The organism is Nocardioides sp. (assembly GCF_030019515.1).
In the GTDB taxonomy this organism is placed as follows: domain Bacteria; phylum Actinomycetota; class Actinomycetes; order Propionibacteriales; family Nocardioidaceae; genus Nocardioides.
Genome location: NZ_JASEEQ010000005.1, coordinates 158,236 through 177,546 on the forward strand (window position 1 = coordinate 158,236; position 19,311 = coordinate 177,546).

Consider the following 19,311-nt stretch of genomic DNA (forward strand, 5'->3'; position numbering starts at 1 on the left):
CGGCTGCGCCTCGAAGATGGGCGACCTCGGGCGTGTCGGACCCGCCCGTGGGGCACAGTGTGGGTATGACCACGACGCAGGTACGAGCTCGGACCGCGCCCGGGGGGCTCACCTCCGACGAGATCGAGCTGCTCGGCAAGGAGCTCGACGCGATCCGGCAGGACGTGCTCGACAGTCGCGGCGAGCGGGACGCGGCGTACATCCGCCGGGTCGTGCAGGTGCAGCGGATGCTCGAGCTGGGCGGCCGGGCGACGCTGCTGCGCAGCCGCCGCCCCACCGCGTGGGTGCTCGGCACCACGGCGCTCACGCTCGCCAAGATCCTCGACAACATGGAGATCGGTCACAACGTCCTGCACGGCCAGTGGGACTGGATGCGGGACCCGAAGATCCACTCCAGCACCTGGGAGTGGGATCACGTCACCCCGGCGGCCCAGTGGAAGCGGGCCCACAACGAGACCCACCACACGTACACGAACATCCTCGGCAAGGACAACGACCTCGGCTACGGGATCATGCGGGTCGACGAGGCCCAGGAGTGGCAGCCGCGCTACCTGGTCCAGCCCGCCTGGAACTTCGTGACCGCCTGCATCTTCGAGTACGGCATCGCGATGTTCGACCTCGACCTCGGCGACCACATCCGAGACAAGCGGCAGATGACGCCCGAGAAGAAGGCGGAGGTCAAGGTGACCCTCGCCAAGGCGGGCCGCCAGCTGACCAAGGACTTCGTGCTCTACCCGGCGCTGTCGGGTCGCGGCTGGCGCTCGACGCTCGCGGCCAACGCGACCGCGAACCTGGTGCGCAACCTGTGGAGCCACTCGGTGATCATGTGCGGGCACTTCCCCGAGGGCGTGCAGACCTTCGAGCAGGCCGAGCTCGACGAGTCCGAGACGCGCGGGCAGTGGTACGTGCGCCAGATGCTCGGCTCGGCCAACATCTCGGGCTCGCGGGCGCTGCACCTGATGACCGGCAACCTGTCCCACCAGATCGAGCACCACATCTTCCCGGACCTGCCGAGCAACCGGTACGCCGAGATCGCGCCCCGGGTGCGGGAGGTGTTCGCACGGTTCGACCTCGCCTACAACGCCCGGCCGATGGTCAAGCAGGTCGCCAGCGCGTGGCACAAGGTGATCCGGCTCTCGCTGCCGAACGGCTGGTTGGCCGAGACCAACCGGCGCAACCTGGTGCCTCAGCTCAGGCGGCTCGCGGCCCGTCCCGCCTGATCCGGGCTGGCGTCGGGCTCGTCCGGCTCGTCCGGGCCACCGGGGCCGTCCGTCTCCGAGGGTTCCTGCGACGGCTCGTCGGAGGCCTCCTGGGCCGGCTCGCTGGGCTCGGGAGAGTCGTCCGGCCCGCCGGCGTGGTCGCTCGGGTCGTCGCCGGGGTCCGTACCCGGCTCGTCCTGGCCGGGGTCCTCCTGGCCGGAGTCGTCCTGGCCCGAGTCGTCGCCCTGGTCCTCGGCGCCCTGGTCGTCGGTGCCCCCGGCGGAGGTGCCGGTGCCCGGCTGGCCGGGCGTACCGGCGGATGCGCCGGAGGGTGCTCCCGCGGGCACTACGGGGGTGGGAGTGCCCGCGGGAGCGGCTGTGGGGTCCGCCGTGGCGTCCGACTCGTCGGAGGGCGCGCCGGAGGCCGGGGACCGGTCGAGCGGCGCGGTCGGCTGCTGCTCCGACCCGCCGCCCGGTAGCAGGTTCTGGTGGTGGGCGATGCCGATGCCGAGGCCGGCCGCTACCGCGGCGCCGGCACCGATCGCGACCTGGACGCCGAGGCCGAGCCCGGCCACCATGTGCAGCGCCCGGCGCCACCACGGCGGCCCGACGACTCGGACCGGAGCGTGGGGGCCCGGAGTCAGCCAGGCCTGGAGCGTGGGCCGCGGTGGGGGAGCGGGCGTGGCTGCGAGCGCGGCGCGGTGCCCGGCGAGCGCGGTTGCCAGCTGACCGAGGCCGGACGCCAGCGGTGCGTCACCGCCGCGGGCGCGCTCGATGAGGGCCTCCGCCTGGTCGTGGGTCAGGAGCGTGGTCATGAGGTCGCCTCGCTGTGGGAGGAGCTGTGTCGGTTGTCGGGCTCGCCGGCCAGCGAGCGGCGCAGGGCGTCGAGGGCCCGGCGCTGCAGGGACTTCACCGTGCCGACCCGCTTGCCCATCACCTGGGCCGTCTGCTCGAGGGAGAGGTCGGTGAGCAGGCGGAGCGTGACGACCTCGCGCTGCTCGGGTGTGAGCCGACCGAGGTGGTCGGCGAGGTCGTCGGCCGTGGCCCGGTCGAGCACGTCGTCCTCGACGCTCCGCACGGTGCGGACGTCGTCCTCGGCCTCCCAGGGAGCGACCGGGACCCGCCGGCTCCGACGACGCTGCTCGTCGACCACGCGGCGCCGGGCGATGGTGAGCAGGAGCGCCACGAACCCCGCCTCGTCGCCCTCGAAGCGACCGATCCCCTCGAATGCCGCCACGAACACGTCGCTCGTGATCTCCTCCACGTCGGTGGCCCCGCGGACCCGCACGAACCCCGCCACCCGAGTGGCGTGCCGCGACCACAGCTCGGCGAAGGCAGTGCCCTCGCCGAGCCGCGCGTCACGCAGCAGGTCCTGGAAGTCCACGGGCTCTCATTGTCAGGGCCCTGGCGCCGGCCGGCGCGCCGGCATCGTCCCCCGTGGACCGATGGCGTCCTCAGACAACCGCGTACCAGACGACCCGGCTGCCCGAGGCCGTCGTGCGGTCCCCGTCGTTGCCGGGCTCGCTCGCGTTGTCGTCGTCGTCCTCGCCCTCGTCGGCGGTCGAGCAGTCATCGCCGGAGACGTCGTCCTCGTCCTCGTCGTCCACGCCGTCCTGGTCCGCGTCCTCGTTGCCGTCGTCCGTGCCGTCGTCGTCGGAGTCGGCGTCCTCGGGGTCGGTGCCCTGCTCGTTCTCGTCCTCGTCGTCGACGCCGTCGGAGTCGGTGTCCTCGTCGTCTGCGACGCAGGGCTCGGTGGCGTCGTCCTCGTCCTCGTTGTCGACGCCGTCGTGGTCGGCGTCCTCGTCGCCGTCCAGGGTGCCGTCGTCGTCGGTGTCCGCGTCGCTCGGGTCGGTGCTCGCGCTGCCGTCGGTGACCTCGTCGCCGTCGTCGTCGCCGTCGTCGTCGGAGTCCTGGTCGCGAGGATCGAGGCCCCGGCGGAACTCCCCGAGGTTGCGCAGGCCGTCCTTGTCGGCGTCGGCCCGCCCGTTGGCCTTGTGGGGGTTGAGGTTGTGGGCGACCTCCCACCGGTTCGGCATGCCGTCGCCGTCACTGTCCCGGCTGCCCTGCGCCAGGCTCGGGCTGCCCAGGGCCAGCGGGGCGGCGATGGCGGCCAGCCCGGCGGCCACGGCTGCCACGCCACGCCGGTGCTCGAAGTAGCTGCTCACGATGCTCGTTCCTCCCGCCGGCGCTGCGGTTCAGCGCACTCATCCGGTAGATCGTCCGATCCGTCACCCTGGATACGGGTTCGGAGGAGAAATTGTTCGGCCGGGCCTCGGGTGGGATCCCCGCACCCACGCGGTGGGGCGCATCGGGAAGCGCGGTTCCTGGGATGAACCAGGCTGATCCCAGGCACCGCACTCTCCGCGGGCGGCGGCCGGTGACCCGGGTGCGGGTCGGGACCACCACCCGCCGTCCCCGCCGCTGCCCGGACCGCAACCACTGCGGAGCGCAGGCCGAAGCGCTCTCGCCCGCGCCGCGGTGGCTTCGAGGCTCGCCGCGCTCGCACCTCAACCACGTGAAGGCGGATCAGTCGGCCTCCCAGTACGGGCCCGAGAAGGACAGGTCGGTGGTGGTGGCGCGGCGGGCGGGGAGGCCGCGCTCGGCCTTGCACGGCGGCGGTGCGGGGCGGAAGCCGCCCGTCCTGCCGACCGGTCGCGACCAGTTCTCCCAGATGTTCGAGAAGTTGTGGTTCCACTGCTTCACCAGGTGCGGGCCCTTGGCGCGCAGGATCATCTCGTCGCCGCTGACACCGGAGTGCGTCCAGTTGCTCGAACCGGTGTACACGAACGACGCCGAGCGGTCCTTGCCGTAGTGGCCCGAGATCGTGAAGTACTTCTGGTGGCTGTACATGTCGACCTGGTTGAGCTCGTCGCAGTCGGTGTCGTAGCCGTTCGAGTGCCGCGGGACCCGCCCGCGCGGCGTCTGCGCGCCGATCACCCGCTTCATCTTCCGCCCGGCCAGACCCCACATCACCTTGACGTTGCAGCCGTCGGCGTACAGGTGCCGGAGCCGGCGCGCGATCCAGGCGCCGCGGTCACCGTTCCAGGAGTGCATCGAGACCCGGATCGTGGTGCGGCCCCGGATGCCGGTGCCGCCCCTGGCGCCGCGGCATCTCACCGGGCGCAGGATGTTCATGACCGGGTCGTTGTCGGCAGTCGTCCGGGGGTGCGGCATCACCCAGAGCTGGTAGTCGCGCAGCACCTTGTGCTGGTAGAGCGGCTTGGCCGTCCGGTCCTTCTTCAGCTCCCGGAACAGGCCGAGGACGACGTCGTACAGGTTCGGGACGTCCTTCTTCACCAGCAGGTCGTTGAACTGGTGCATCGACGCGTTGCCGGTGAGGTTCGCCGAGCCGGTCATCACGACGTTCCGCGCCGCGCCGGTGTGCTCGAAGAGGTAGATCTTGTCGTGCAGCACGCCCTGCTGGCTGCGGCAGCCGGTCTTGCAGGTGTAGTCCCAGCTCTTCTTGCCGCGGTTGGTGCCCAGCGCGCGCTTGAGCATCTTCATGGCCTTCGTGTACGCGTGGTCGTTGTGCAGCACCTGCACGTGCACGCCGCGCCGGTGCGCCTCGATCAGCCGCTTGGCCACGTTGACCCGGTCGAACGAGTAGACCGCGATCCGGATGTAGGAGCCCTTGTGGGCGTGGTTGATCGCCGCGACGATCTGCCGCTCGATGCGGAACTTGGCCTCCCGGTCGCGCCACGGGTTGTTGAAGAAGCCCCCGGTCGGGGGCTCCCATCGCCTCCGGCCCGCCGCCTCGGCCGGCCCGGTGGGGCTGGCCGCCAGCATCGTCACCACCAGGACGAGCGCACCCAGCACACCCGTGATCCTCATCCGCACGCTCGCACCCTTCGTTCGCGGTCGGCCCTCGCCCGGACGGGGGAGCCTCGAACGTCGGCGAGGATAACAAGGGCCACCTGGGGTACTGCCCGGCGTGACCGCCGACCTCGTGTACCTCGTGGCGGGGGGCAGCCTGCTGCTCGCCATCGTGCTGCCGGAGCTGCTCGACCGGTGGGCCGTGTCTGCGCCGATGGTGCTGGTGGCGGTCGGCATCGGCATCGGGCTCACCCCGCTTCCGGACGGGATGCCGCTGGACCCGCAGGTCAACCGCGCCACCATCGAGCACGTCACCGAGCTCGCGGTCCTGGTCGCGCTGATGGGCGTCGGGCTCGCCCTCGACCGGCCGCTGCAGCCGCGCAGCCGGTCCTCCTGGGCCCGGTGGAGCACGACCTGGCGGTTGCTCGGCGTGACGATGCCGCTGTGCATCGGCGCCGTCGCGCTGCTCGCCTGGGGGGCAGGGGTGGCACCAGCGGCCGCCCTGCTGCTCGGGGCGGTGCTGGCGCCCACCGACCCCGTGCTCGCCTCCGACGTCCGGGTCGCCGGCCCGCAGACCGGCGACCACGAGGTCGACGAGTCCGACGAGCTGCGCTTCACCCTCACCTCCGAGGCCGGGCTCAACGACGGGCTCGCGTTCCCGTTCGTGTACGCCGCGATCCTGCTCGCGACCGAGGGCGCGGTGTCGGGCTGGGCGCTGGAGTGGGTGGGCTTCTACCTGGTCGCGAAGGTCGTGATCGGCGTCGTCGCCGGCATCGCGATCGGCCGGGTGCTGGCCTGGGTCGCGTTCCGCTCCGCGAGCCGGTCGCTGCGGGTCGCCGAGCGCGGCGAGTCGCTGCTGGCGCTCGCGGCCCTGGTGTCGGCCTACGGCGTCGGCGAGATCGCGGGCGGCTACGGCTTCCTCTCCGTGTTCGTCTGTGCGATGACGTTCCGGTCCGCCGAGCGCGCCCACGACTACCACGCCGCGATGCACGAGGTGGCCGAGCGCCTCGAGCGGCTGCTCACGCTCTTCGTGCTGCTGGTGCTCGGCATCGCGCTCAGCCGCGGGCTGCTGGGTGGCCTCGACTGGCGGGGCGTCGTCCTCGGCCTCGCGCTGCTGCTGGTGATTCGCCCGCTCGCCGGATGGGTCGCGCTCGCGCCGCTCGCGCGGCGCGAGCGCCCACCGCTGACCCAGGGTCAGCGCTGGGCGGCGGCGTTCTTCGGCGTGCGCGGCGTGGGCTCGGTCTACTACCTGGCCTACGCGGCCGGGCACGCCCGCGAGCTTGGCACGGACTGGCTGTGGTCGACGGTCGCGTTCACCGTCGTCGCCTCGGTGCTCCTGCACGGCGTCCTCGCGTCGCCGGTGCTGCGCCGCGTCGGCGATCCGGCGAGCCGATGACCTTGGACCCTGCACGGGGCCGAGGGAGCGGACGCATGGTGAGCCATGGGCCGCGCACGACGTACGACGGTGGCGGGTCTGGCGCTCGTCGTGAACCTTGCGGTGGGCATGACCCTCGCCCCGGGGATCGCCCCTGCCACCGGCGGCACCCGGACCCCCGTGCTCAGCCTCACCCTCCCGGCGGGGCCGGACGCCCGGGGGAGCTGGGAGGTCTCCCTGGGGGGACCTGGTTCCTACCGGCCGACCTGGCGCTCGCCGACGGACCTGCCGATCACCACCGCCCGCCGGAGCGGCCCGGCGGTGCGGACCGTGACCGTCCTCGACCGGTGAGACCCGGCCCGGGCGCGCGGGGTGGGACGGGGATGTGCAGGATGGGCACGTGCGTGCTCTCGTGAAGACGACCGCCGGGCCGGGGCTCGAGCTCATCGACGTGCCCGAGCCGGTCTGTGGTGACCGCGACGTCAAGATCCGGGTGCTGAGAGCGGGGCTGTGCGGCACCGACCTGCACCTGCTGTCCTGGGACGACTGGGCGGCGTCGACGGTGCGGGCGCCGATGACGATCGGCCACGAGTTCTTCGGCGAGGTCGTCGAGGTCGGCGCCGACGTCGACCACGTCTCGGTGGGCGACCGGGTCTCGGGCGAGGGCCACATCGTCTGCGGCGCCTGCCGCAACTGCCGCGCGGGCCGCCGTCAGCTCTGCATCAACACGGTCGGCCTCGGGGTGAACCGCGACGGCGCGTTCGCCGACTACGTCGTGATCCCGGCGAGCAACGCCTGGGTCCAGCCGGCCGACCTCGACCCGGACCTGGGCGCGCTGTTCGATCCGCTCGGCAACGCCACCCACACGGCGCTGCAGTGGCCGGTGGTGGGGGAGGACGTCGTGATCACCGGGGCGGGCCCGATCGGGATCATGGCGACCGCGATCGTCCGGCACGCGGGTGCCCGGCGGATCGCGGTCACCGACCTCAGCCCCGAGCGGCTGGAGCTGGCCGCCAGCGCCGGAGCCGACCTCACCGTCGACGTCTCCCAGGGGCAGGACCTGGCCTGGGCGCAGCGACAGCTCGGCATGCTCGAGGGCTTCGACATCGGCCTGGAGATGTCCGGGGCGCCGAACGCCGTGCGGGACATGCTCGAGAACCTCAACCACGGGGCCCGGGTCGCGATGCTGGGCCTGCCGCGGTCCTCCTACGAGATCGACTGGGGCAAGGTGATCACCCACATGATCACGCTGCGCGGGATCTACGGCCGCGAGATGTTCGAGACGTGGTACCTGATGGGCTCGATGCTGGCGACCACTCCGGCCCTGAGGGACGCCGTACAGTCCGTGATCACGTGGCGCGGTCCGGCGGAGGACTGGGAGGAAGCCTTCGAGCACACCCGGTCCGGCACCGCCGGCAAGGCCGTCCTGGATTGGAGCTGAGATGTACGGCGACGTGAAGCAGCAGCTGGCCGACACCCTCGCGGAGATCGAGAGCGCGGGGCTCTATAAGCGCGAGCGCGAGATCACCACGCCGCAGGCGGCGCACATCGCGACGACCGCGGGGGCGGCGCTGAACTTCTGCGCCAACAACTACCTCGGGTTCTCCGACCACCCCGACGTGATCGCGGCCAGCAAGGCCGCGCTCGACACCTGGGGCTTCGGCATGAGCTCCGTGCGGTTCATCTGCGGCACCCAGACCCAGCACACCGATCTGGAGCGGCGGCTCTCGGAGTTCCTGCACCACGAGGCGACGATCCTCTACAGCTCGTGCTTCGACGCCAACGGAGGCGTCTTCGAGGTGCTGTGCGGCGAGGAGGACGCGATCGTGTCCGACGAGCTCAACCACGCCTCGATCATCGACGGCATCCGGCTGAGCAAGGCCGCCCGGTACCGGTACCGGAACGCCGACCTGGCCGACCTGCGCGACCAGCTGGTGGCCGCCCGCGACGCGGGCGCCCGGCGGGTGCTGATCGCGACCGACGGCGTGTTCTCGATGGACGGCAGCTTCGCCCCGCTCCGGGGGATCTGCGACCTCGCCGACGAGTTCTCCGCGCTGGTGCTGGTCGACGACTCGCACGCGGTCGGCTTCGTCGGCCCCGGCGGTCGCGGGACGCCCGAGCTGTTCGGGGTGATGGACCGGGTCGACATCATCACCGGCACCCTGGGCAAGGCGCTCGGCGGCGCCTCGGGCGGCTACGTCGCCTCCCACCGGGAGGTCGTCGACCTGCTGCGGCAGCGGTCGCGGCCCTACCTGTTCTCCAACTCCGTCGCGCCCGGCGTCGTCGCCGGCTCGCTCGCGGCGCTCGACCTGGTGACCTCCTCGAGCGAGGCCCGGGACGCCCTGGCGAGCAACAGCGCGCTGTTCCGCTCGCTGATGACCGAGGCCGGCTTCTCGCTGCTGCCCGGCGAGCACCCGATCACGCCGGTGATGTTCCCCGGCGAGGACGGCGCCAGGCTCGCCACCGCGATCGCCGACGACATGCTCCGCCAGGGCGTCTACGTGATCGCGTTCTCGTTCCCGGTGGTGCCGCGGGGCAAGGCGCGGATCCGCGTCCAGCTCTCCGCCGCGCACTCCGAGGACGACGTGCGCCGGTGCGTCGCGGCGTTCGTGGCGGCCCGCGACGCCCAGTCCTGAGTCCTCGGCCGCCGCGGCGCGCCCGGGACGTCAGACGGACAGTGGAACCGGCAGCACCATCCGTCTGACGTCCGGCAGGACGTCCCCAGTGGGGTCAGCCCGATGTGATCAGCGCAGTGAGATCATCCGCGCGTCGTGCCCGCCCGGACCGGTCACCACCAGCCGGGCCCGGTGGATCCGGTCGCCGCGCAGCGCGGCCCGGGCCGCGTCGGTCACGGCCAGGCGGACGGTCGGCTGGGCCGCCCGGACCATCGTCGTGCCGCGGGCCAGCACCGTGCCGCGGTGCACGTGGGAGCCGGCGACCCGATGGGTGGCGATCAGCTTCAGCGAGACGTGGCGGCGTACCTCGGTTGCGACCCGGACCTGAACGCTGGTCCGGCCCGCGTTGACCCAGCCGGAGCCGCCGGTCGAGAGGCCGGTCGCGCTGACGGTGATCGTCGCGGTCGAGCTGTCGTCGAACGTGTCCGCGTCCGGGCTGCTGGTCGCCACCGTGGCTGTGTTGTCCACCTGGCGGCTCTCCTCCTGGGCCGGGGTGGTGCGCACGTCGACGCAGAGCAGCCCGTAGTCGACGGTGAGCGGTCCGGCCGACTGGTTGTAGAAGCGGAACACCCGGGTCACCGGCTGCGGGTCGTTGCCCAGCGGCAGCGTGCCGTGCGGGTCGACCCACGCGACGATGCCCTTGGCGCCGTCGCGGCAGGTCAGGCTCCGCTCGACCAGGCCGCCCGGGGCGACGACGACGTGCCCGGAGAGCTCGGAGGTGAGCAGCTCGTGGGTGTGGCCACGGGCCACGCCGAGCGTGGTCCGCAGGCACCGGGCGGTCAGCGTGACCAGGGCGTCGTCCTCGATGTCCCCCGCGAACCGGCGGCCGTCGGAGATCGGGCGGCTGACGACCACGCCGTCGCCCTCGAGGAAGGCGAAGCCGGGGGCGATCGCGACCGCGCCGGGCCCGCAGGACAGGTCGACGGTGTGCGGCCCGGTCGCCCAGGCCTGCGTCGTGGTCAGCACGTCGGAGACCACCAGCGGGTGCGTGTGGTCCTCTCCGGAGACGGTCCGCTCGCTCATGCAGACGACGTTGACCTTGGCCTGGACCTGGCCGGTGGTGCCGTTGCGGAGGGTCCCGGTCCAGCCTCGGCCGTCGGCGGTGGTGGTCGAGGCGAGCACGGCCACGTCGGGCCAGGTCCCGGCGTTCTGGTCGACGTGGTCGATCCGGACGCTGCCGTCGGTGGCGAGGTAGCCGGTCGGGCACCAGGTGGTCGCGGACGCGGTCTGGCCGGCGAAGGCGGACAGGTGGCTCTCGATCTTGGTGACGTCGAAGAGGTGGTCGTGGGTGGTGACGGTGCTCGGCAGCAGGCTGACCCGCACGGTCACCGTGACCGACCGCTGCGCCCCGGCCGCGACGTCGCCGAGCGCACAGGTGACGGTGGGGGCCGTGAAGGTGCAGCCGGGCCCGGCCGAGACGAAGGTCGTGCCGGCGGGCAGCACGTCGGTGATGACGACGTCCTCGGCGTCGCCCGGCCCGCTGTTGACGGCGCGCAGGGTGTAGGTGACCTGGTCACCCGGCGCGGCGAGGCTGACGTCCGCGGTCTTCACGATCGCCAGGCCCGCGGGCACCGGCTCGTCCGGGCGCGTGGGGATCATCGCGTCGTCGGAGTCGGACACGTCCGGGCCGGCCGGCGGGGTGCCGGTCGCGGTGGCGAGGTTCCACACCCGGCCCGCGGCCACATCCGCGGCGGTGACGACGTACGTCGGGGTGGGCAGCAGCGGGCAGGTGGTCGACTCGCCCGGCGCGAGCGTGCCGACGCAGGGCGCGGCGGCCAGCCCGAGCAGCTCGTCGGTGAGGGTGACGTCCTCGAGTGTGGTGTCGCCCACGTTGGTGACCACGAAGCCGTAGGTCAGCTGCTCGCCCAGCGAGCCGACGGTGTCGGCGTCGGCGGAGTCGGTGACGCTCTTCTCCAGGTGGATCGCGGGCCCGTCGGGCACGACGGGGTCGCAGCCCTCGACCCAGAAGACCTTGGACTTCTTGTCCGCACCCTGGGAGCCGGGCGTGTGGATGGTCAGCTTGACGTGGTAGCCCTGCAGCGGCTGCGGGTCGCCGAAGAAGGCGAGCGTGTAGGTCTCGCGGGCGTCCAGGCCGGTGCCGGTGCCGGCGCCGCTGGCCGGGTCGCCGCCCACGAAGACCGCGGCGGGGCCGGTGACGTCGAGCACGACGCCGTCGGTCGGCGCCTGCATCTCGAAGGTGACCTGGGAGATGATGTCGGCGCCCTGGTCGAAGCCGTACCACTCGACCTCGAACGCGCAGCCGACGTGCGGGTCGTTGTCCGGCGTCCCGTCGAGCTCGCCGTGCTCGGCGATCTTGACCGTGCCGTTGTTGCCCGGCGGGTCGCCCGCGGCCCGGGCGGAGCCGGTCAGCGGCGTCCCCGGGACGACGACGAGCGCGAGCGCGACGAGCATGCCGAGCAGTCCGCTCAGGATGACGTGCGCGCGGTTGGCAGTACGACCAGACGTGACCACGGCTGGACCCCCCTCGTTCCATCGGTGGTGACGGGACGAGGCGTCATGCTGGTGATCGTCATGACCCCCCGACGCACGCATCCGTGCGCCCGGACCCCCCGTCCTGACGTCACGACGGTAGCGCCGGCGCGGCGTCCGGTCCCGGGAACGGTCACCTCGGCGGCACCGGATCAGACCAGTGCCGCGCCCGGCCCCGTAGCCTGGATCGGTCATGCTCTGCTCCCACTTCGACGCCGGACGCTGCCGGTCCTGCACCTGGCTCGGCACGGCGTACGCCGAGCAGCTGGCCGCCAAGCAGCACACCGTCGAGGAGCTGCTCGCCGGCCCGGTCGACACCGGCCGGGCCTCCGTCTGGCTGCCGCCGGCCGCCAGCGCCCAGCTGGGCGTGCGCAACAAGGCCAAGATGGTGGTCAGCGGCACCGTCGCGGAGCCGACCCTCGGCATCCTCAACCCCGCCGGCGCCGGCGTGGACCTGCGCGACTGCCCCCTGCACACGCCGGGCATCCAGGCCGCGCTCCCGGTGCTCGCCGACTTCACGACCCGCGCCGCGCTGGCGCCGTACGACCTGGCCACCCGCCGCGGCGAGCTGAAGTACCTGCTGGTCACCGAGTCGCCGGACGGCGAGCTGATGGTGCGGTTCGTGCTGCGCTCCCAGGAGCCGGTGGCCCGGATCCGCAAGCACCTACCGGCGCTGATCGAGCGGCTGCCGCAGGTCGCGGTCGCGACCGTGAACCTCCAGCCGGAGCACAAGGCGGTGCTGGAGGGCGAGCGCGAGATCGTGCTCACCGAGCAGGAGTCGCTGCTGATGCGGGTCGGCGGCCTCGGGCTGCACCTGCGCCCGCAGAGCTTCTTCCAGACCAACACCGCGATGGCGGCCGAGCTCTACCGGCTCGCCCGGACCTGGGTGGTCGAGGTCGAGCCGGCGACGGTCTGGGACCTCTACTGCGGGGTGGGCGGGTTCGCCCTGGCGATCGCTTCGACGACAGACTCCGAGGTCATCGGCATCGAGATCAGCGGTGCGGCGGTCGCGTCGGCGACCGCCAGCGCGGCGGAGGCCGGCCTGGACCAGGTGCGCTTCGAGGCCGCCGACGCCACCGCCTGGGCGCTGGCCCGGTCCGACGTCCCCGACCTGGTCGTGGTGAACCCGCCGCGGCGTGGCCTGGGCGCGGAGCTCAGCGGCTGGCTCGAGGACTCCCGTGTGCGCCACGTCCTCTACTCCAGCTGCAACGCCCACACGCTGGCCCGCGACCTGGAGACGATGCCGTCGCTGCGGCCGGTGCGCGCGCAGCTGCTCGACATGTTCCCGAACACCGCGCACTACGAGGTCCTCGCACTGCTGGAGCGGTCGTGACCGGCGAGCGCGAGCGGCTCGAGGAGGAGCGCCGACGTACGACGGCCAGGTTGGCGCAGCTGCGCGGGGAGTACCGCGGGTTCGTCGACGCCTCGCGTGACACCAATGCGGACGACGAGCACGACCCCGAGGGGGCGACGATCGCCTTCGAGCGCGAGCAGGTCGGCGCGCTGGTGCGCCGGGCCGAGCAGCGCCTGGGCGAGATCGCGGACGCGCTGGTCCGCCTCGACGAGGGGACCTACGGCCGGTGCACCCGGTGCGGGCGGCCGATCGCCACCGAGCGGCTCGAGGTGCGCCCCACCGCGACGACCTGCGTGGCCTGCACCTGAGGCTGCGCCGTCACGCGGGCGGTACCGGTGCCACCGTCCGGGTCCCGAGCCGGTCGAGACCGCGCGCACCGGCGTCGTACGCCATGGACCAAAGTCTGATGTCTTTCGCGCCGGATGGGCGGAGACTGACGGGTATGCGTCCCGGTATGCGTGCAGCTCGGGTGGTTCCGCTCCTCGCCGCCCTCGCCCTGGTCGTGACCTTCGCCCCGCCCGCGGTGGCGGCGCCGCCGACCGAGCGGACGATCACCGATCCACGAGAGCCCGGCAAGGCCTTCGACGTGGTGTCGGTGACGATGACCTCGGCCCCGGCTCCGGGGGGCAAGGCCAAGGTCGTGATCCGGCACGCCCGACCGATCGAGGTCCGCGACTCCATCGACTTCTGGGTCGACACCGACGACGACCGGGTGCCGGACCTGCTCGTCACCGGCCCGTCGTTCTCGGAGTACGCCGTCTACAAGACCCGCTCCTGGACCGACCACGGCCGCGACATCACCGACCAGCAGTGCGCGTCGCTGCGGATGCGCGAGCGCCGGTCGGTCGTCCGGTTCGACCCCAGCTGCCTGGAGCCCTCGGTGCGGTTCGCGGTCTCCGTGCGCTCCTACCAGATGCACGCCCGGGCGCGCACCGACGACTACGTCCCCGGCAAGCACCGGCTGTCCAGGAAGGTGCTGTCCTACCTGCCTGAGTGACGCCTGCCGGCCCCTGCCAGACTCGCGGCATGGAGCAGCGCACCCTCGGCCGGACCGGGCGTCCGGTATCCGTGGTCGGACTCGGCACCTGGCAGCTCGGCGCGGACTGGGGTGACGTCTCGGAGGACGACGCCCTCGCCGTCCTCGCCGCCTCGGTCGACGCCGGCGTGACGTTCTTCGACACCGCCGACGTGTACGGCGACGGGCGCAGCGAGCAGGTGATTGGGCGGTTCCTGCGCGAGCACCCCGAGATCGTCGTGGCCACCAAGATGGGCCGCCGCGTCGAGCAGCTGCCCGAGCACTACACGCTCGAGAGCTTCCGGGCCTGGACCGACCGGTCCCGGCGCAACCTCGGCGTCGACACCCTCGACCTCGTGCAGCTGCACTGCCCCCCGAGCGCCGTCATCGACGCGGACGCGACGTACGACGCCCTCGACGCGATGGTCGCCGACGGCGCGATCGCGGCGTACGGCGTGAGCGTCGAGACGGCCGACCAGGCCCTGTCGGCCATCGCCCGCCCGAACGTCGCGTCGATCCAGATCATCCTCAACGCGTTCCGGCTCAAGCCGCTGGACCGGGTGCTGCCCGCGGCCGCCGAGGCCGGGGTCGCGATCATCGCGCGGGTGCCGCTCGCGTCGGGCCTGCTGTCCGGTCGCTACGACGAGCACACGACGTTCGCCGCCGACGACCACCGCAGCTACAACCGCGACGGCAGCGCGTTCGACGTGGGGGAGACGTTCTCGGGCGTCGACTACGAGACCGGGGTCCGCGCGGCCCAGGAGTTCTCGGCACTGGTGCGCGACCTGGACCTCACGCCTGCCCAGGCGGCGCTCGCGTGGGTGGTCCAGCAGCCCGGTGTCACCACGGTGATCCCCGGCGCCCGGAACGCCGAGCAGGCGCGTGCCAACGCCGCCGCCGGGCTGGCCGACCCGCTGCCCGCGACGGTGCTGGACGGGGTCGTCGGGATCTACGACGCGCGGTTCCGCGCAGCGATCCACGGCCGCTGGTAGCCGCGTCTGCCGCGTCGGCTTCGCCGCCGCGCCGGCCGCGGGATCGCCCGTGGGCCGGTGTTCAGACGGTGTGGTTGCGGCCGGCGCTCAGGCCTGAGCCCGCTCCTGGGCCTGTTCGTGGGCGTCGGCGAACTCGCAGAACGCGTCGTAGGCCCGCGGTCCGTAGATCGTGGCCGGTCCGCCCTTCATCAAGAACGTGACGCCGATCGCCTCGGCCGCCTCCTGCCTGGTCGCCCCGGCCCGGACCGCCGCCTGGGCGTGGGAGGCGATGCAGCCGTCGCAGCCCTCCACCACCCCGATCGCGACCGCGATCAGCTCCTTGGTCCGGGTCTCGAGGGCGCCCGCGGCGAACGCGGCCCGGTGCAGCTCGCCGAAGCCCTTGTAGACGTCCGGCACCGCCTGGCGCAGCTGTCGGTGCAGGGGGGAGAGGGCGTCGAGCACCTCCTTGCCGTGGGGGTGCTCCGTGGACTGGTGCTCGGTGGACCGGGGCTCGGCGGATGGGTCGATCGAGGTCGTCATGCCGTCGACTATATACCCCGGGGGGTATAAGTCGGACTCGGCCGGTCGCCTCAGGCGAGCAGCCGGCGCAGCCGCGCCTGGTGCTGGAAGCGCCGCCGCCGGCGGCGCAGGGCGCGCCGGCGCACGGCGTACGCCCGCCCGTCCTGGCCCACCCGCAGGTGGGCGAGCATGAGCGCGCTGGTGGGATCGGGGATGGCGAGGGAGTCGATCATCGGGTACTCCTGGGAGTGGTCGGTCGGACGGCGGTGACGGATGCCACGGTTCACGCCTGAGGTGGGCCGGGGCATCGGGAGATCGACGTACTTCCCGGCTCAGGCCCCCTCAGGCCCCGGCCCGGCCCCGACCTGGCGATCGGCCCTGTTCATACCCCATAGGGGTATGCTAGGTTCGCGTCGATGTGATACCCCCTTGGGGTATTCACCCTGCATTGTGAGGAGAACAGAATGTCCACGACCCACACCTACCGCGTCACCGGGATGACCTGCGGCCACTGCGTCGGCGCCGTGACCCGCGAGGTCAGCGCGCTCGAGCCCGTCACCGACGTCCAGGTCACGCTCGAGACCGGCGACGTCACCGTCCAGTCCGCCCGCCCGCTCACCCACGACGAGATCGCCGCCGCCATCGACGAGGCCGGCTACGAGCTCGCTTCCTGAGGCCATGACCACCACACCGACCACACCCACCAGCCAGCACCCCCTGCTCACGACCGAGAGCACCCTCGACATCGAGGGCATGACCTGCGCGTCGTGTGTCGGCCGGGTGCAGAAGGCGCTCTCCCGGGTGGACGGCGTGGTGGAGGCCTCGGTGAACCTGGCGACCGAGACGGCCGCGGTCACCTACGACCCGGCGGTCGTCGAGCCCGCCTCGCTCACGGCGGCGGTCGAGAAGGCGGGGTACGCCGGCACCCTCCGCGCGGCGCCCCAGCCCGAGGCGGACCGGCCGGCCGCGCCGGACCCGGTCGCCGAGCTCGATGCGCGCCGGGACGTCGAGATCACCCGGCTGGGTCGCAAGTGGCGGGTCGCGCTCGCCGTCGGCCTGGGGCTGATGGGGCTGATGTACGTCCCGCTCGACATCGACACGATGGACTGGCTGATGCCGCTGCTCCTCGTGGTCGCGACCGGCACCCTGTTCTGGGCCGGCCGGGAGATCTACCAGCGGGCCTGGGCGAACGCCAAGCACGGCTCCTCGAGCATGGACACCCTGGTCGCGCTCGGGACCGGCGTGGCCTACGGCTACAGCGCGTTCGTCACCCTCTGGCCCGGGCCGGCCGAGCGCTGGGGGCTGCCGCTCCACCTGTACTACGAGACGGCGCTGATCGTGATGGCGCTGATCCTGATGGGCCGGTGGCTGGAGCTGAAGGCCAAGAAGCGCACCGCCGCGTCGATCAAGGCGCTGGTCGGGCTCGCGCCGACGACCGCCCGGGTGCTCCGCGACGGCGCGGAGGTCGACGTACCGATCGCCGAGGTGCGCGTGGGCGACCACGTCCGGGTCCGGCCGGGGGAGAAGCTGCCCGTCGACGGCGTCGTCGCCGAGGGCCGGTCCGCGGTCGACGAGTCGATGCTGACCGGCGAGAGCGTCCCGGTCGAGAAGACCGCGGGGGACGCGGTCATCGGCGCCACGGTCAACACCACCGGCACCCTCGTCGTCCGGACGACGGCGGTGGGCGCCGACAGCACGCTCGCCCAGATCGTGCGTCTCGTCGAGGAGGCGCAGGCGAGCGCCCCGCCGATGCAGCGGCTCGCCGACCGGGTGTCGGCGTGGTTCGTGCCGGCCGTGCTGGTGGTCGCGCTCGCGACGTTCCTCGGCTGGCTGCTGTTCGGCCCGGAGACGGACCGGCTGGTCCTGGCGATCGGTACGACGGTCGCGGTGCTGATCATCGCCTGCCCGTGCGCCCTCGGCCTGGCCACCCCGACCGCGGTCATGGTCGGCACCGGCAAGGCCGCCGAGATGGGCATCCTGGTCGGCGACGGTGCGGCCCTCGAGACCGCGCGCAAGCTGACCGCGGTCGTGCTCGACAAGACCGGCACCATCACCCGCGGCCGCCCCGACCTCGCCGAGGTCGCCACGACCGACGGCTGGGACGCCGACGAGCTGCTCGCCCTGGTCGCGGCCGCCGAGGTCGGCAGCGAGCACCCGGTCGGCGAGGCCATCGTGCGCGGCGCCCAGGAGCGTGGGCTCACGCTGCCGACGGTCACCCACTTCGACTCGGTCCCGGGTCACGGCGTCGTCGCCGAGATCGACGGCCGCGCCGTGCTGGTCGGCAACACCGCCCACCTTGCCGAGCACGGCATCGACACCTCGCCCCTCGGCGGCACCGGCGTGTACGCCGCCGTCGACGGCGCGCTGGCCGGCAGCGTCACCGTCGCGGACACCGTCAAGGACTCCTCGGCCTCGGCCGTGGCCGCCCTGGAGGGCCTCGGTCTCGAGGTCTGGATGGTCACCGGCGACAACGCCGCGACCGCCCGCGCCGTCGCCGAGCAGGTCGGCATCAAGCACGTGATGGCCGACGTGCGCCCGGCCGACAAGGCCCGTCGGGTCGCCGAGCTCCAGGCCGCCGGCCAGGTCGTCGCCATGGTCGGCGACGGCGTCAACGACGCGCCGGCGCTGGCCCAGGCCGACCTCGGCATCGCGATCGGCACCGGCACCGACGTCGCCATCGCCGCCTCCGACATCACCCTGGTCGGCGGCGACCTGCACGGGATCGTCTCCGCCATCGACCTCTCACGCCGTACCGTCACCACGATCAAGCAGGGCCTGGTCTGGGCGTTCGCCTACAACGTGCTGCTGGTCCCCGTCGCCGCGGGTGCGCTCTACTGGTGGGACGGGCTGCTGCTCGACCCGGTCCTGGCCGGCGCGGCGATGGCGATGAGCTCGGTCAGCGTGGTCACGAACGCCCTGCGGCTGCGCAAGCCCGGCCACGGCCAGAGCCTGCGCGGCCGGGTCGTGGACGCCGGCTACCTCGTCGGCATCGCCGCGCTCGCGCTCGCCCTCGGGGTCGGCTTCACCTGGCTGAGCCGCACCGACCAGGCCGAGCGCGGCATGAACGGCCTGCTCACCTGGCAGGCGGGCATGGGGATGCCGATGCGGCCGCAGATGAGCGTCCTGGAGGAGGCTGACGTGCCGCCGACGAGCGCCCACCACGCGGGCCTCGAGATCGGGTACGACCTGCCTGCCGACGTACGTCCCGGCGTGCCGACGACCCTGACCGTCACCGTCCGCGACGCCGACACCGGCGACCCGGTCGGCGACCTGGTCCGCACCCACCAGGTGTGGATGCACCTGATCGTGACCCGGGCCGACCTCGGCACCTTCGCCCACCTCCACCCGGAGCCGACCGGCGAGGAGGGCGTCTTCACGGTCGACGCGACGTTCCCGACCGCCGGCACCTATGCGCTGCACACCGAGCTGCGCCAGGAGGGCCAGCTCGCCGACGTCCTGGACCGCCACGAGGTCACGGTCGCGGGCGGTCCGCCGCCGGCCGAGCCGGTCCCGACCGAGGACGTCCGGGAGGTGACGGTCGACGGCGTGCGGATCACGCTGACCGGCGACGCGCACGTCGACGCGCCCAGCGAGTTCACGCTGACCTTCGCCGACGCCGGGTCCGGGGCCCCGGTCGAGGACCTCGAGCCCTATCTGGGCGCCGCGGGCCACGTGGTGGTCCTGCGCGAGGACGGGACCCGGTTCGCGCACCGGCACGCTGAGATGCTCGACGACCGGGGTCGGCCGGTGCCGGCGCTGCCCGGGACCGAGTTCGGGCCCGAGCTGGACATGCACGCCCGGTTCGAGGTCGGGGGGGCCTACCGGCTGTGGGCGCAGTTCCGGCTCGGAGACGGGACCGTGGTCACGGCGCCGTTCGTGGTGCACGCCGGCTGAGCTGAG

18 protein-coding genes are annotated in these 19,311 nt (G+C 73.0%); 11 read left to right on the forward strand and 7 right to left on the reverse strand.

Annotated elements, in window-relative coordinates:
• Positions 1 to 65: 65 nt before the first annotated feature.
• Complete coding sequence (locus QMC84_RS09315; protein ID WP_300374145.1) at positions 66 to 1,220, forward strand: acyl-CoA desaturase; 1,155 nt, start codon at positions 66 to 68, stop codon at positions 1,218 to 1,220.
• Here the strand turns inward: QMC84_RS09315 and QMC84_RS09320 are convergent.
• The 4 genes from QMC84_RS09320 to QMC84_RS09335 all read right to left on the reverse strand — a co-directional run bounded on the left by QMC84_RS09320 (position 1,187) and on the right by QMC84_RS09335 (position 5,030).
• On the reverse strand, positions 1,187 to 2,014 hold the full coding sequence (locus tag QMC84_RS09320) for a hypothetical protein (protein WP_300374147.1): 828 nt from the start codon (positions 2,012 to 2,014) through the stop codon (positions 1,187 to 1,189). The two genes, QMC84_RS09315 and QMC84_RS09320, sit on opposite strands and share 34 nt — an antisense overlap.
• The gene (locus QMC84_RS09325; protein WP_300374149.1) at positions 2,011 to 2,583 is read right to left on the reverse strand and encodes a sigma-70 family RNA polymerase sigma factor; all 573 of its coding nucleotides are present in this window, start codon (positions 2,581 to 2,583) and stop codon (positions 2,011 to 2,013) included. The genes QMC84_RS09320 and QMC84_RS09325 overlap by 4 nt, the downstream gene beginning before the upstream one ends.
• Positions 2,584 to 2,653: 70 nt before the next feature.
• Positions 2,654 to 3,364, reverse strand: coding sequence for a hypothetical protein (locus QMC84_RS09330; protein ID WP_300374151.1), 711 nt, complete (start codon positions 3,362 to 3,364; stop codon positions 2,654 to 2,656).
• A 361-nt stretch (positions 3,365 to 3,725) separates the two neighbouring features.
• Positions 3,726 to 5,030 (reverse strand): phospholipase D-like domain-containing protein, encoded by a 1,305-nt coding sequence (locus QMC84_RS09335; protein ID WP_300374370.1) that lies wholly within the window; start codon positions 5,028 to 5,030, stop codon positions 3,726 to 3,728.
• Positions 5,031 to 5,130: 100 nt separating this feature from the next.
• Between QMC84_RS09335 and QMC84_RS09340 the strand changes: the two genes are divergently transcribed.
• From QMC84_RS09340 to QMC84_RS09355, 4 genes are read left to right on the forward strand one after another with little or no spacing between them, the layout of a single operon-like run.
• On the forward strand, positions 5,131 to 6,408 hold the full coding sequence (locus QMC84_RS09340; protein ID WP_300374153.1) for a cation:proton antiporter: 1,278 nt from the start codon (positions 5,131 to 5,133) through the stop codon (positions 6,406 to 6,408).
• Between the two features lie 45 nt (positions 6,409 to 6,453).
• Positions 6,454 to 6,738, forward strand: a complete 285-nt coding sequence (locus QMC84_RS09345) for a hypothetical protein (protein ID WP_300374155.1) — start codon at positions 6,454 to 6,456, stop codon at positions 6,736 to 6,738.
• Between the two features lie 49 nt (positions 6,739 to 6,787).
• The gene (gene tdh / locus QMC84_RS09350) at positions 6,788 to 7,828 is read left to right on the forward strand and encodes an L-threonine 3-dehydrogenase (protein WP_300374157.1); all 1,041 of its coding nucleotides are present in this window, start codon (positions 6,788 to 6,790) and stop codon (positions 7,826 to 7,828) included.
• Position 7,829: 1 nt separating this feature from the next.
• The gene (locus QMC84_RS09355; RefSeq protein WP_300374159.1) at positions 7,830 to 9,023 is read left to right on the forward strand and encodes a glycine C-acetyltransferase; all 1,194 of its coding nucleotides are present in this window, start codon (positions 7,830 to 7,832) and stop codon (positions 9,021 to 9,023) included.
• A gap of 108 nt (positions 9,024 to 9,131) precedes the next feature.
• Here the strand turns inward: QMC84_RS09355 and QMC84_RS09360 are convergent, their stop codons facing one another.
• Complete coding sequence (locus QMC84_RS09360; protein ID WP_300374161.1) at positions 9,132 to 11,534, reverse strand: DUF11 domain-containing protein; 2,403 nt, start codon at positions 11,532 to 11,534, stop codon at positions 9,132 to 9,134.
• 211 nt (positions 11,535 to 11,745) lie between these two features.
• Here QMC84_RS09360 and rlmC point away from each other — a divergent pair, with 211 nt between their 5' ends.
• From rlmC to QMC84_RS09380, 4 genes are all read left to right on the forward strand, one after another.
• The gene (gene rlmC, locus QMC84_RS09365; RefSeq protein ID WP_300374163.1) at positions 11,746 to 12,885 is read left to right on the forward strand and encodes a 23S rRNA (uracil(747)-C(5))-methyltransferase RlmC; all 1,140 of its coding nucleotides are present in this window, start codon (positions 11,746 to 11,748) and stop codon (positions 12,883 to 12,885) included.
• Complete coding sequence (locus QMC84_RS09370) at positions 12,882 to 13,214, forward strand: TraR/DksA C4-type zinc finger protein (RefSeq protein WP_300374165.1); 333 nt, start codon at positions 12,882 to 12,884, stop codon at positions 13,212 to 13,214. The genes rlmC and QMC84_RS09370 overlap by 4 nt, the downstream gene beginning before the upstream one ends.
• A gap of 146 nt (positions 13,215 to 13,360) precedes the next feature.
• Entirely contained in the window at positions 13,361 to 13,903 is a 543-nt protein-coding gene (locus QMC84_RS09375; protein ID WP_300374167.1) for a hypothetical protein, read from the forward strand.
• Between the two features lie 29 nt (positions 13,904 to 13,932).
• Positions 13,933 to 14,913 (forward strand): aldo/keto reductase, encoded by a 981-nt coding sequence (locus QMC84_RS09380; protein WP_300374169.1) that lies wholly within the window; start codon positions 13,933 to 13,935, stop codon positions 14,911 to 14,913.
• Positions 14,914 to 15,000: 87 nt separating this feature from the next.
• Here the strand turns inward: QMC84_RS09380 and QMC84_RS09385 are convergent, their stop codons facing one another.
• Positions 15,001 to 15,432, reverse strand: coding sequence for a carboxymuconolactone decarboxylase family protein (locus QMC84_RS09385; RefSeq protein WP_300374171.1), 432 nt, complete (start codon positions 15,430 to 15,432; stop codon positions 15,001 to 15,003).
• A gap of 50 nt (positions 15,433 to 15,482) precedes the next feature.
• Positions 15,483 to 15,644 (reverse strand): hypothetical protein, encoded by a 162-nt coding sequence (locus tag QMC84_RS09390; protein WP_300374173.1) that lies wholly within the window; start codon positions 15,642 to 15,644, stop codon positions 15,483 to 15,485.
• 231 nt (positions 15,645 to 15,875) lie between these two features.
• Between QMC84_RS09390 and QMC84_RS09395 the strand changes: the two genes are divergently transcribed.
• Entirely contained in the window at positions 15,876 to 16,085 is a 210-nt protein-coding gene (locus QMC84_RS09395) for a heavy-metal-associated domain-containing protein (RefSeq protein WP_300374175.1), read from the forward strand.
• Positions 16,086 to 16,089: 4 nt separating this feature from the next.
• A complete protein-coding gene (locus QMC84_RS09400; RefSeq protein ID WP_300374177.1) occupies positions 16,090 to 19,305 on the forward strand; it encodes a heavy metal translocating P-type ATPase in 3,216 nt (1,071 codons plus the stop codon).
• Positions 19,306 to 19,311 lie beyond the last annotated feature (6 nt).

What these genes read in the sequence shown, in the direction of transcription:
- QMC84_RS09400 (WP_300374177.1), top strand. Translation starts at nt 16,090, where the DNA reads ATGACCACCACACCGACCACACCCACCAGCCAGCACCCCCTGCTCACG.
- QMC84_RS09385 (WP_300374171.1), bottom strand. Translation starts at nt 15,432, where the DNA reads ATGACGACCTCGATCGACCCATCCGCCGAGCCCCGGTCCACCGAGCAC.
- rlmC (WP_300374163.1), top strand. Translation starts at nt 11,746, where the DNA reads ATGCTCTGCTCCCACTTCGACGCCGGACGCTGCCGGTCCTGCACCTGG.
- QMC84_RS09380 (WP_300374169.1), top strand. Translation starts at nt 13,933, where the DNA reads ATGGAGCAGCGCACCCTCGGCCGGACCGGGCGTCCGGTATCCGTGGTC.
- QMC84_RS09355 (WP_300374159.1), top strand. Translation starts at nt 7,830, where the DNA reads ATGTACGGCGACGTGAAGCAGCAGCTGGCCGACACCCTCGCGGAGATC.
- QMC84_RS09335 (WP_300374370.1), bottom strand. Translation starts at nt 5,030, where the DNA reads ATGAGGATCACGGGTGTGCTGGGTGCGCTCGTCCTGGTGGTGACGATG.
- QMC84_RS09395 (WP_300374175.1), top strand. Translation starts at nt 15,876, where the DNA reads ATGTCCACGACCCACACCTACCGCGTCACCGGGATGACCTGCGGCCAC.
- QMC84_RS09315 (WP_300374145.1), top strand. Translation starts at nt 66, where the DNA reads ATGACCACGACGCAGGTACGAGCTCGGACCGCGCCCGGGGGGCTCACC.
- QMC84_RS09390 (WP_300374173.1), bottom strand. Translation starts at nt 15,644, where the DNA reads ATGATCGACTCCCTCGCCATCCCCGATCCCACCAGCGCGCTCATGCTC.
- QMC84_RS09375 (WP_300374167.1), top strand. Translation starts at nt 13,361, where the DNA reads ATGCGTGCAGCTCGGGTGGTTCCGCTCCTCGCCGCCCTCGCCCTGGTC.
- QMC84_RS09345 (WP_300374155.1), top strand. Translation starts at nt 6,454, where the DNA reads ATGGGCCGCGCACGACGTACGACGGTGGCGGGTCTGGCGCTCGTCGTG.
- QMC84_RS09320 (WP_300374147.1), bottom strand. Translation starts at nt 2,014, where the DNA reads ATGACCACGCTCCTGACCCACGACCAGGCGGAGGCCCTCATCGAGCGC.